General features: G+C 36.6%; 12 protein-coding genes. 5 read left to right on the top strand and 7 right to left on the bottom strand.

The annotated features are described in order from the left end of the window. Positions 1–17 precede the first annotated feature (17 nt). On the bottom strand, positions 18–407 hold the full coding sequence (locus tag M4I44_RS05150; RefSeq protein WP_249966701.1) for a helix-turn-helix domain-containing protein: 390 nt from the start codon (positions 405–407) through the stop codon (positions 18–20). 168 nt (positions 408–575) lie between these two features. Between M4I44_RS05150 and M4I44_RS05145 the strand changes: the two genes are divergently transcribed. Together M4I44_RS05145 and M4I44_RS05140 are read left to right on the top strand one after the other, a co-directional pair. Further along, positions 576–857 carry a hypothetical protein gene (locus tag M4I44_RS05145; RefSeq protein WP_249966700.1) on the top strand — a complete coding sequence of 94 codons (282 nt, stop codon included), beginning with the start codon at positions 576–578 and terminating at the stop codon, positions 855–857. Positions 858–1276: 419 nt separating this feature from the next. After that, positions 1277–1960: a tol-pal system YbgF family protein gene (locus M4I44_RS05140; RefSeq protein WP_089076667.1), complete on the top strand. Its 684-nt coding sequence runs from the start codon at positions 1277–1279 to the stop codon at positions 1958–1960. Between the two features lie 78 nt (positions 1961–2038). Here M4I44_RS05140 and M4I44_RS05135 read toward each other — a convergent pair whose 3' ends face one another. From M4I44_RS05135 to M4I44_RS05115, 5 genes are all read right to left on the bottom strand, one after another. Further along, complete coding sequence (locus tag M4I44_RS05135) at positions 2039–2500, bottom strand: OsmC family protein (RefSeq protein WP_249966699.1); 462 nt, start codon at positions 2498–2500, stop codon at positions 2039–2041. 155 nt (positions 2501–2655) lie between these two features. Further along, complete coding sequence (locus tag M4I44_RS05130) at positions 2656–3882, bottom strand: DUF4374 domain-containing protein (protein ID WP_249966698.1); 1227 nt, start codon at positions 3880–3882, stop codon at positions 2656–2658. A gap of 25 nt (positions 3883–3907) precedes the next feature. Next, the gene (locus M4I44_RS05125; RefSeq protein WP_249966697.1) at positions 3908–6268 is read right to left on the bottom strand and encodes a TonB-dependent receptor; all 2361 of its coding nucleotides are present in this window, start codon (positions 6266–6268) and stop codon (positions 3908–3910) included. A 116-nt stretch (positions 6269–6384) separates the two neighbouring features. Further along, positions 6385–7044 (bottom strand): hypothetical protein, encoded by a 660-nt coding sequence (locus M4I44_RS05120; protein WP_017496931.1) that lies wholly within the window; start codon positions 7042–7044, stop codon positions 6385–6387. A 13-nt stretch (positions 7045–7057) separates the two neighbouring features. After that, positions 7058–7645, bottom strand: coding sequence for an RNA polymerase sigma factor (locus M4I44_RS05115; RefSeq protein ID WP_249966696.1), 588 nt, complete (start codon positions 7643–7645; stop codon positions 7058–7060). A gap of 663 nt (positions 7646–8308) precedes the next feature. Here M4I44_RS05115 and M4I44_RS05110 point away from each other — a divergent pair. Then, positions 8309–8998: an NUDIX domain-containing protein gene (locus M4I44_RS05110; protein WP_017496929.1), complete on the top strand. Its 690-nt coding sequence runs from the start codon at positions 8309–8311 to the stop codon at positions 8996–8998. Positions 8999–9045: 47 nt separating this feature from the next. Here M4I44_RS05110 and M4I44_RS05105 read toward each other — a convergent pair whose 3' ends face one another. After that, positions 9046–10044 (bottom strand): GntR family transcriptional regulator, encoded by a 999-nt coding sequence (locus tag M4I44_RS05105; protein ID WP_249966695.1) that lies wholly within the window; start codon positions 10042–10044, stop codon positions 9046–9048. Between the two features lie 101 nt (positions 10045–10145). On the opposite strand from M4I44_RS05105, the gene M4I44_RS05100 reads away from it, so the two are divergent. Both M4I44_RS05100 and galK read left to right on the top strand, forming a co-directional pair. After that, positions 10146–11201, top strand: a complete 1056-nt coding sequence (locus M4I44_RS05100) for an aldose epimerase family protein (RefSeq protein WP_249966694.1) — start codon at positions 10146–10148, stop codon at positions 11199–11201. Positions 11202–11256: 55 nt separating this feature from the next. Further along, complete coding sequence (gene galK, locus M4I44_RS05095; protein WP_017496926.1) at positions 11257–12420, top strand: galactokinase; 1164 nt, start codon at positions 11257–11259, stop codon at positions 12418–12420. Positions 12421–12430 lie beyond the last annotated feature (10 nt).

Below are 12430 nucleotides of genomic sequence, written 5' to 3'. Positions count from 1 at the left end.
GATATGTTTAAAAAGAATTACTTCCCCTTCAACAATTTTTCTAAATATTCTACTTTCTCTTTCTCAGCCAGAACCAAGCGTTCGTAAAGCTCCACCACTTTATCGAGAGGGTTGAAATTACAGCTATATGCACTTCCATTAACAACATTGCTGTCGTGATAAGTATTTCCAATAATATTTAAAACTGCCTCATCTGAAAAGTTTTTGATAGCTTCCGCAGAAACACCAAGTACCTCAGCAATTTTCGCCAATTTCTCCTCATCAACTGTTTCGCTTCCTTCAATATTTGAAACCGATTGCTGGCTTACACCAATAGCAATTGCCAGGGCTTCTTGTTTCATTCCTCTAAGCTCTCTGATTCGGCTAATGTTTCTGCCGATATGTTTTGGTTTTGTTGCTGTGCTCATAATTCAAAGATATTTAAAATTGTTGAGAATTTATGGAGATTGTGAAACACAAGCTTTGCTTAGTGGTTTACAATCTTACGTTTTTCGATACCATGCTATCTATCGCTTAATTGCGGCTTAAACAAAAGTACGTTTTTTCGTATAATTATTAACCATAAACTAAACGCCATGCCAAAAGAAAATCAAAGCCCTAAAGATCAAAATAACGTAATAACTGCTGTAGCTCAATTTCTATCGACACTCTGGATGGAAGGAGAATTTAGAGATCAGCCCGCTTATTTAACCGAGATTTTCGAAGAGATTCTTAAAACCGAAATTGGAGATGATCTCGATCTGCGAACCAAAATGATCAGCTGTATCAAAACCAGTAAAATGCTGGCAAAAGCCTTAAATCCTTTTACCGATCAGGAAATCGAAAAAGCCTGTATCGAAATGTTGAACACAAATTAGCACTAAAAAAAGGAACGCGGATTACGCAAATTCGCTTTGCGAAAACGCTGATAAAAACGGATTTCTAAAGGACATCTAAAAAGAACTTATAACATTAAGAATAAAAATTATCCTCAGACAAATAATATAAAAAAATCCGTGCTGATCCGTGTTTTCGTGAAACGAATCCGTACAATCCGTGGGCTATTTTTTAACCGCAAAGAGCGCAAAGGTTTACGCAAGGAGTGCAGAAACCTTTTACTGATCAGGAAACAGAAAAAACCTGCCTTAAAATCAGGAATATTTAGAAGGATTAAGCAGTCCGAAAGAGCGTTTTAACGTTTTTAAAAGGTCGTTGGTAGATTAAATAAAATATACCAAAGAACTATAAGTACCTTTAAGTAAAGTTCTGATATTTTCAACAAACTAATTTAAACATCATGAAAACGTATGCAACACTTTTACTCATTATGGTGCCTGTTTTTTCGTTTAACTCATTTGGTCAGCATTCAGCTCCCACTCCGGCAGCAATCGAAAACGCAACTTTACTATTGGACGGCACCCCTAAAGACGGACTTGTTATTGTGGGCTATTATGTCGAAGAAACCGTTAATATGGCTTTTGGAAAAAGAATTACCCAATACGAAGTCCCAAAAATAAGTATGATCGATACCTACAATCTGGGTCCGAACAACACCCGAACAGTAACTCCCATTTATGGAAAAGCAAAAGTAAAAATAGCGGAAGAAAACTTGCAGCCTAAAACTGTTTCTAAAACGGTTACCAATGTCATTAACCCCGTTAAAGTCGCGGTAATTGCTCCCACTAAACCTCAGAAATACATCAATGTAGATGTGGTAACGACCTACGAAAAAGTAATCGACAAAGGTTACAAAACACCGGAAATGCTTGCAAAAGTGGCTGACAGAGCTTATTTTGAAGGTGATTTGGTTACGGCTGCTAAATATTATGGCCAGCTTATTGAAATGAATGCTGATCTGGAGGCCATGTATTATTACCGCTATGCACAATCCTTAAAAGAAATTAATCAGATCGAAAAAGCCAATGAAATAATGAAACTGTTCGAAATTAAAAATTCGGCTAGTAAAGTGGCCCGAAAATAATATAACTGTAAAGTTGAGACTTCTACTTATTTGCTGTTGCTTTAAAATCACAGAAGTTCACTAACAGAAATAAAGGTTCTAAACCTCACAACTTCCGTAATGTGAAACAGGAAAATTGCAAGAATTGGCAATAAAACACAATTGGTTGGCCTTGGTATGAAGTGCATTGGCCAGTTCAATCTGATCGGCGTTTGCAATTTTTACTTTTGGGTAGAGGTGAACGGCAACAAAGCGCCCGCTTCCATCAGGAGAAACTTCAAGGGTTGCTTCTGCATGATCTGAATATTCCAGAACTTCTATTCCGTTTTGAAAACATACATACAGATAGGACATCATGTGACAGGAAACGAGGCTGCTCAGCAATAAATCTTCGGGATTATACAATTCAGGATCTCCTTTAAAAGCTTTGGCAGCCGAAACATTTAAAACTGGTTTCCCTTCTATGGTAATCTGATGGCTTTTGCTGTAAAATCTTTTTGTTGCGTCTTCTCCTTTTTCTTTAAAAGTCCATTTTACGGCTGCCTTGAATAAATGTTTCATCACGATTGCATTTTTGTTCTTGCGAAGTTAAGATTTTATATGGTTTACGAATTAGTCTTATCTGAATGTGACATTTTTTACAAACTCATCCCAAACAAAAAATGGCCGGAATTTCTTCCGGCCATACTTACTCAATTAGAAACTTGAGTTTACTATTATTTTGTTGGATGTGGAGCTATTAAATTAACTGTAACAGAACCTCCGCCATCTAAAGTAGTTCCTTTTTTGAAAGCTCCTGTAGCAGGATCAACTTCGTAAATTGAGGCTACAGCATCAACAGGACTAATTGCGGTGTAATACTTTCCTTTGTATACCAATGGTGAACGCACCATTGAAACTGGGCTTAAAGGTGTATTAATCAACGAAACTGTTTTGTTTTTCAAATCAATTCTAACCAACTGCCCTACGTTTTTTAAACGGTCTCTTACTGAAGTCATTAACTCTTCGTATTGAACGGTACCAATTGCAATTCCGTTACCCACATAATTGATTCCCATCAAACAGGCTTGTTTTCCTAATGGTGTTGTTACATCAATAAAATAATCTTTATCAAAATCTGCTGCGCCTTTTTTAATACGTACCACTCCTGATTTTCCGCCTACACCTGTCCAGAATTTACCGGCACTCGCTACAAAGTAATGGTTTCCTTCTTCGTCTTTGTCTAATGAATTTAAGTAGTCATAACCCACTCCACCTTCAGTTGCAGTACTTTTGATTACTTTTAAGTTATTCATTGCAGGATAATCGTAAACTAAAGCTCTTACGCCATCAACTGTATATGATTTTGATTCGTTGTCGTAAAAATAACCACCAAGAATAAGCTTCCCGTTGTCTACGAATGCTCTTCCGACAGAAAACTGAACTCCTTTTTTAACGGCGTCGTATGGTACGGCCAATGTTCCTTTTGCTTCGATTGTGAAATCACTTAGTTTGATTCTGGCCCAGCCCACAGTACCATTATTGATATCCAGTCCTCCAAGAACCAACATGGTATTATCGTCTACAATATTCAGCGATTGAAAGTAATTCGGAACCACTCCGTCTGTAAGTATAGCCCCTTTTTCTTTTAAACTTCCGTCTTTACCCATTTCGTATTGGATGAATTTTTTCTGCGGAAGGTTCATCAAATAAACATACTGTTTGTGCCAGATATAACGAGATCCGTTGGCCTCAATACCTTTGCCTTTAAAAGTTAAAGATCCTTCTGATAATGAAGGTACCGATGCGATATATTGCAAATCCTGAGTCCAGCTGGCAATTGTAAAATGCTGTGCCGTTTCGACTTCTACTTCATCTGACTTTGAACTGCAAGAACTTACAACTGCAGCAAACACAGTAACAGCAGAAACCATAAATGTTGTTTTCTTTAAGAACGATTTCATTTTCATTGATTTTAAATTTAATTGGTTATTGTAAAAAATATCTTAGTTTCAAACTGAAAAACCTTCCCGGCTTTTGCAGTAAGTAATTGTCATAAACTTGCTTGTCTAAAATATTGCGGCAGGCGAAATTGGCACTGTAACGTCCGTTTCCAAAAGTGTAACCAAAACCGGTATCCTGAACGAACTGGGTTGGAATGTACATTTTCTCGCGTGCTTCTCCCAGACTTGGCCAGCCTAAGTAATACTGATGAACATAATGTGTGCTAACAAAAAATGAAATTTTAGGTTTCATTTGAAACATCTCATCCAGAAATAATCTCGCCTCTGCATTTGCCATTACGTAAGGCGTATTTCGTAATCGGTCTCTATAAACATGATTTGGTGCACCGTTTCCTTCAAAACGTTGCATGTTTCTGATATCCTGATACGTAAAATTGAATGATGTTTCAAGCCATTGCTTTCGGGCATAATTGGCTTCAACCTCAACCCCAAGCGTACGTATTTTTCCTAAATTTTCGTAGCGGGCGGTTCCCATCAAGTCCCCCTCTGTTAACCAAATCAGATTTTTGGTGTCTCTGAAAAAAACATTAAGACCGAAATTTACATTCTGAACCGTATTACGGATTGTTTTCTGAAGGGATGCATTCACATTGAAACTTCTTTCAGGCTGTAAATCCGGTGCATTTACAATCGTATTACAATTGCCCAGAAGCTCTATGGCTTCAGGTAACCGGGCAGTATTTTCGGCAGAAAATTTTATGGTATAGTCTTTTGGTAATAACCATTTAGAGCTGTATCCAAAAGCCCATGCATTGTCTTTTGTATTCTGATAAAAAGTTTCCTTAGAACTCCCGCCATTGTAATCAAATACAACAGCATTGGCTTCATAAGCAAAATACTTTGTAAAGAAAATATTCTTCCAACGGTCCTCAAATGAAGAAATCTCATACGATAAACCTGCGATATGTTTGTTCAGATCCTGAGGTTGTCTAAGCGGAATTGTCCAATCAGCTTCCGCAATAGCGTCACTGCCTTTTCTTCTGGTACCGGTAAACACATAATTTAAGTTAACCTCCTGATTTTCTTTTAGGTGATATACAAAATTAATTCTCGCCAACTGTGTACGATCCTGAAACGAATAAATGGACTTTCCTGATCTAATTCCGCCCAATTCTCCATCTACTGTTCCGATAGGTTTTCCTGTCCAGTTGTATTTATAAGAACTGGTATCTGTAGTTGTACCTCTTAACTTGTTTACAGAAGCGTACAGATCTACATCTAAATTTGAAAATAAAAACCCTTTCTTAGAATAGCGCAAAGAAGGCATAACAAACTTCTCATTATAGCGCACGTCTCCATACACATAAGCCATTGTTCTTCCGGTCTGTATTCCTCTGTCCTGATCTGCTAAAGTAAAACCTAACAGCAAGGCATCTGCCCATTTGACATTGGTAAACCCAATATCAGTTCTAATGGTGTACGATTTATAATCGTCATTAAATCTTCTGAATCTTGGATAACCCGGAATCGGTCTTCCATTTTCTCCCGCAACTTCTACCGTTGGACCCCAAACTTGATAATTATTATCGGAATAATTAAAAAAAGAATTGGTTTGCAACGTAAAGCCGGATTCATTTCTCCATTTTCCGGAAACTGCTGTACGATAAGTATTAAATGAACCTATGGTTTGCGACACATCGATATAATTTTTAAGTCGGCTGCGTGTTACCAGGTTTACAGAACCCCCCAGTGCATCGGCACCAAAGGACACCGGAGTAACTCCTTTATAGATTTCGATTCTTTCGAGTGTATTGATGGAAAAATTGTTGATGCTGAAGGATGATCCGAAGTTTTCCATCGGAATTCCATCTACAAAAAACTTTACGGCTTTACCTGATAATCCATTAATCGAATAATTGGTTTCAGAGCCCATTCCACCAGATTCCTGTACGCGAATACCAGATACTCCATCCATTAAACGATTTAAATCGACATCGCGTTCGGCTAATTTTTTTGTACTGATAACAGAAACGGCAAACGGCTGTTCTTTGATTTTGGTTTCAATCGTTTTGCCAAACAAATCAACAGAATTTAACACAACCGAATTCGATTTTAACGCTATAACAATTTCTTCTTTCTGATTCTGTCCGACAACAACAGCCATTTCCCGGATTTGATAACCCGTCATCGATACCACTAACTGATACTTTCCTGATGCAATATTTTGAAAAACAAATTTCCCTGAGCTATTACTTTTCACTACCACGGCAGTATTTTGCAATTGAATTTCGGCACCGGCAACAGGCTGATTGTCATCGTCAAGTATATAACCTGTAAAACTGGCATTCCTATTATTCTGAGCATAAACTGCAGTACATATGATCATTAAAATAACCGTTAAAAAAAATCTTTTAAATTGCATCACTGATAATTTGTTCCCTAAACCAATAACATCTCTATTTCAGTTATATCGGTTTTTCTATACTTCTTATTTCTATTTTTTTATAATTTAAAACGTTCCGACAGCCTGGAGCTAAATACTCTTGGTAAACCTTCGGCAATTTCATCTCTGGTTGCCGTTATCACCTCATAGTCAGCATCTGTCATGGCGAGATACGTTTGTCCTTTTTGCAATTTTACCTTGTCCTGATACACCGTTGTACAACCTGAAGTTCCGGTGCCAATATTAAATTCCTGTACTTTTGCCGAATCGCTAATAACCGAAACGGCCCCGCAAAACTTAACATCGCTTGCCTCACCCAAAAAATCCATTGAAATGTTGCACTGGCTGCCCGGCTCAACCAAGAAAGATAAACTACCAATGTTTATTTTCTTAATCTCCTGACCGTTTAAATTGTTTACTAAAATCTGCGAAGCAAATGTTGATGAATTGTAGTAATGTAAACTGACAATCCCAAATAACACACAGGCCGCAGTTGTTAGGGCAGCATAAAGAAATCTGTTCTGAGATTTTGGTTTTGCAAGAATCGTTCTGGAAGCAATATTGCTCCAAATCTCTTCTTTTAACCCGGCTTGTTGCGGAGAGGTAATAACTTCACGTTCTAAATCTATAACACTTAACCACTGCTCCACTGTTACCCTTTCGGCAGCGTTGCATTCCTTTCGCGCATATTTTTCTAATAAATCGGATGTAATAAACACAGTCTTGGTTTTGTTATATAATGATGTAGTTGCACAAGTCCTCGCTAACCCTACATAGGGGAGTAAAAAAAATGACCAAACTGCGAAAAACTTTTAAATGGTCGCGAATGTGCCGAAGCGCTCTTGTAATATTTCCTTCAACGGCTTTTTCTGTAATAACAAGAGAGGCGGCAATAGAACGGTTATCCATCCCGTCTTCTCTGCTCATTAAATATACCTGCCTGCAACGTTCCGGAAGTGTGCTGATGGCCAACTGTAGTTCCCGAAGCAAATCTTTATGCAAAATGTGCTCTTCTGTATTGTTGGAAACTTTATTCATTTCGGCAAAATGAGTACTTTCGTGCTTCTTTTTAGTAACCTGCTTTCGATGATATTCTACTATTTTGAGTTTTGCAGCACCGTATAAATATGCTCTGACGGAAGTTTCGATTTGTAGTTGTTCCCGCCTTTCCCAGATACTGATGAAAATTTGCTGTACAATTTCCTTTGCTGCTTCTTCGTCGCCGGTATGATGTCTGCAAAAACAAAACAGTTCATTCCAATACAAATCATAAATCTCCGGGAAATTTTTGGCGTTAATGTTTAGATATTGCTTTTCCATAGAAATAAAAATATGACGCAAAACTATCTTATTTAGACTAAATAAAATTAAGAATTTTTAAAATTTGTGCTGTCTTTTTAAATCTGCTTGCGTAATAATCTGGTAATTTGCCTTTTAAAAAAGCAAAAAAAATCACGATATAGCCTCTATTTTACTGGGATTAAACCAATATTTGTCTTAGAGTCGTAAGGAAATACCGCAATGTTTTCTTTGTTATAAATTGTATTTCCTTTCACCAGGTCCTATCAGAATCGTCTTTCTTTTTCAGGAATGCTTATTCATTTCGCCAATGCATCCCTCGTTCAAAAATTGATCAATTGACAGCGCCAACTCGTTTCGCTTCGCAATCAATTTAGCAGCAAAAAACGGTCCTGAAAGCATTTATAACAAGTAAGAATTATCTTCTTATTTTATTGTGTAAAAGTGACGCTTTGCCATGTAAAATGATATTTTATTTAAAAAAACTTGTAAAAAAGGTTAAAAAATGACCGCTTTAATAATGATTTTAGCATTAAAAAACCATTACTTTTGTAACTGAAGTCTCAATCAAAGCAGTTAATGTAACTTTTACAGACGGTTACATTTATTAAGTGTATACACAACGTTTAAAAAATTGAGAAACGAAATTAACAGGATTATATATTTACCACTAAAAATTTGAATATGCTTAACAGTTATAGCTCTGCAGATAAAGTTTTATTAGCAGTAGATTGTATTATTTTTGGGTTTGATCGCGAAGGTTTGAAAATTCTCTTAATCAAAAGAGGATTCGAGCCTGAAAAAGGAAAATGGTCTTTGATGGGAGGTTTATTAAAGCAAGACGAAGTACTCGACAATGCTGCGATAAGAGTTTTAAAAATGTATACGGGATTAAACGATGTGTATATGGAACAACTTTATGCCTACAGCGAAATTGATCGTGACCCTTTAGAAAGAACCATTTCGGTTTCGTACTATGCTTTGATTAATATTGAAGATCACAATGCCGAACTTATTGAAAATTATCATGCACAATGGTTTAGTGTTGCCGATGCTCCGAGTTTAATTTTTGATCATAACGAAATGGTGCAGCAAGCGATCAGAATATTACGTTATAAAACTTCGATCAAGCCAATTGGTTTTGAATTACTTCCCGAGAAATTCACCATGCGCCAATTATTAGAGTTGTACGAAGCTATTTTGAGCAAAGAACTGGACAAAAGAAACTTTATCACTAAGATTAACACGATGGGAATCCTGAACAAACTGGACGAAAAAGACATGCAGTCTTCCCGAAAAGGATCGTATCTCTACACTTTCAATAAAGAAAAATACGAGGAAAAACTACGCAACAATTTTGTTTTAAACTTGTAAAGTAATTCGTCTGTAGTTTCTTAAATCCGGAAGCGCAGACGGAATAATTATAATGAGTTTCGAATCAAAAGAGACGATTTATTTTCTATCTGCTGCTTGTGTCCGTGAAGCACCATATCGGCTAAAATTTCTCCCATCATTTCAAAATCGGTCGAAATGGTGGCAATGCCGTTAGCCACAATCTTTTTCAAAGGAGTTTCGTTATAAGAAATAATTCCAAAATCCGTTCCAAGTTTAAGGCTTTGCGATTGGGCATTTTCAATAACGCGAACCAAATCACGATCGTTTGGTATAATGTACAAGTCACCTGCATTGATTTCTCCGTTTGTAAATTCTGTGATGATATCAAACTTAAAATCATACTTTGTACAAAAAGCAATAAAACCGGTTTTCATTCCCAACGGTTCTCTAAATCCCGGAAAAATCAAAATAAGTTTTTTGTACTTATCCATTCTTGCTTTCCCGTTAACTAAACCTTCAAAAATATCTTTTTCGTGATTTTGATAAACTGCCGGATACAATTTCAAATCCGGATTGGTCTGATCCAATATGATAACCTCCCCTACTGGTAGGTTTTTTATTGCCTCTGCCACATCGGTTAAATTGGTAGGCATAATAATGTACTTGGTGTAATTTCCGTTACTGTCGGTAATCAGTTTTTGAAATACCTGAACATTAAAATGATGAAAGAAAATATCAACCTGAACGTTCTTTCCAATATTTTGTATAAACGAATTATAGATGTCTTCTTTGAAACTGTTTAACTCATCAAAAAGTAAAAAAATCTTTTGCTTGATATTGATTTCAACGCTTTTAACATAATACCCTTTACCCGGAATGGCATAAATAATACCTCTTTTTTTAAGCTCGTCATATCCCAACAATACCGTATCACGTGACAGCGAAAATGCCAGACAAACTTTATTGACAGACGGAAGCCGATCGCCTTTTACCAATTTTTCTTCCTCAATTGCTTTCTCTACGGAGAGAATAATCTGTCTGTATTTTGGCAAACCAATATTACTTTGGATAGAAATTATATTCATACAAAATGGATTTTGGTGCAATATACAAAAAACTGGTAGGTACTGGTATGTAAAAACAGATATTGTTTCTATTTTTGGTTTTCATTTTTGGCAAAAAAAATATGAATATAAAACAAATATCGCACCTTCCGAATACATCTGCCATGGAATCATTTGGTTTATTGCCCGATAACGAAGAAATTCTTTCTTATGAATTGTGCAACAAAAACGGAATGAAAGCAAAAATTATCAATTACGGTGCAACACTGACCTCTTTGTTAATTCCGGTTGCAACAGGTGAGGTTGTTGATGTTGTTTTAGGTTTCGATACTTTAGAATCTTATCTGGCTTCTTATCATTTACCAAGCGCTCCTTACTTTGGCGCTACCGTTGGGCGTTATGCCGGACGAATCGACAAGGGTCTTTTTGCCTTAGACGACCAGACATTTCAATTGAATACCAACAACAATGGTAATGCTTTACATGGCGGGAATATTGGCTTTGGACAAAAAACATGGAACATTACCCATATTACTTCGGGCGATAATCCTTCGGTAACTTTAAGTCTTTTGAGTGAGAATTTAGAGGAGAATTATCCTGGGGCTTTACAGGTTGATTTGACTTATACCCTAACAGAAGAAAACGAATTAAAACTGGAATATAAAGCGACCTCAACTGAAGATACGATCGTGAATCTTACGCATCACACTTATTTTAATCTTGACGGACATCATCGGGATTTGTTAAACCAAACCCTCTTTATTGCTTCTGACAAAATGTTGGAAACGAATACTGAGAATATTCCAACCGGGAATTTCATTGCTCTTTCTGGCCATGATTTTGATTTCAGAACGGCTAAAAAATGCCCGGAAACTATTGACAATTCGTTTGTAATTGAGTCTGAAAAAGCGGTTTCCGCCACTTTATCCAGTGTCGAAAACAATTTGCAGATGAAGGTTATTACGGATCAGCCCAGCGTACATATATATGTAGGCGGAAATTGTTTTGGATCTCTAAAAGGAAAAGAAAACACTAATTATCATACATTTAGCGGAATATGTTTTGAAGCACAAAATTTTCCGGATGCCCCAAACCACAAACATTTTCCGAATTCGGTTTTACGAAAAGGGGAAACCTATCATCAAAAAACCCTTTACCGATTTGAAAACATAACCTAATATTTGCTAAAAAAACAACCAAGAACTAAAAGCTATTTCTTTCAACCACTACCTAATGAATGATATTTTAATACAAAACACAACCGCTTTTTTTGAAAAGTCTTTTGGGTCGGCTCCGCAAAAAGTGGTGCTCTCTCCCGGAAGGATCAATATTATAGGAGAACATATTGATTACAACGACGGCTATGTTTTACCGGCGGCTATTGACAAGATTATCTGTTTTGCTTTTGAAAAGAACAATACCAACAGCTCTAAAATAATAGCCATCGATTTGAACGAGGCTTTTGAAATTGATTTAACTGCAGAAATTCTTTTAAGCGAAGAGGTCTGGACCAATTATATTCGTGGCGTAATCAAACAATTACAGGACAACGGTTTTGTGTTTGAAGGTTTCAACTGTGTCTTTAGCAGCAACATTCCGGTAGGTTCCGGTTTATCCTCTTCTGCTGCTTTAGAATGTGGAATGATTTTCGGAATTGCATCGCTGTTCGATTTAAAAATCAAAAAGGCCGACATCGCTTTGTTAGGGCAAAAGGCAGAACACTGGGTAGGGATCAATTGTGGCATTATGGATCAGTTTTCGAGTGTTCATGGTCTTGAAAATAAGGTCATAAAACTAGATTGTAATACCCTGGATTTTGAGTATCACAATGCCGATTTCAAAGATTACGCTCTGGTTTTGTTTGACAGTAATGTAAAACATTCTCTTTTTACCTCTGAATACAACACCAGGAGACAGGAGTGTGAGCAAGGGCTGGCGATTATAAAACATCATTTTCCTCAAATAAAAAGTTTTAGAGATTGTACCGAAGAACAGCTTTTGACGCTGCAGAATCAAATGTCAACAACTATTTTTAAAAGAGCACATTTTGTAGTAAAGGAAATTGATCGTGTTGAAAAAGCTTGTGAAGCATTAGATCAGGGGAATATTACACTTTTGGGGCAATTACTTTTCGAAGCCCATTATGGTTTATCGCAAGAATACGAAGTTAGCTGTAAAGAGCTGGATATGCTTGTAAATACGGCAAAAACGGACGCTTTTATTATTGGATCACGCCTCATGGGGGGTGGTTTCGGGGGGTGTACCATAAATTTTATAAAAAAAGGGCATGAAAATGAGGTGAAAAATAAGTTTTCAAATCTTTATTTAAATACATTTGGGATTGAATTAAAATTTTATGATGTAACAATCTCTAATGGAACAAGACTACTTCTTTAACATCACAAAA

Source organism: Flavobacterium sp. B183, assembly GCF_023539155.1.
Lineage (GTDB): Bacteria > Bacteroidota > Bacteroidia > Flavobacteriales > Flavobacteriaceae > Flavobacterium > Flavobacterium tructae.
This window is presented reverse-complemented; position numbering and strand designations above follow the sequence as displayed.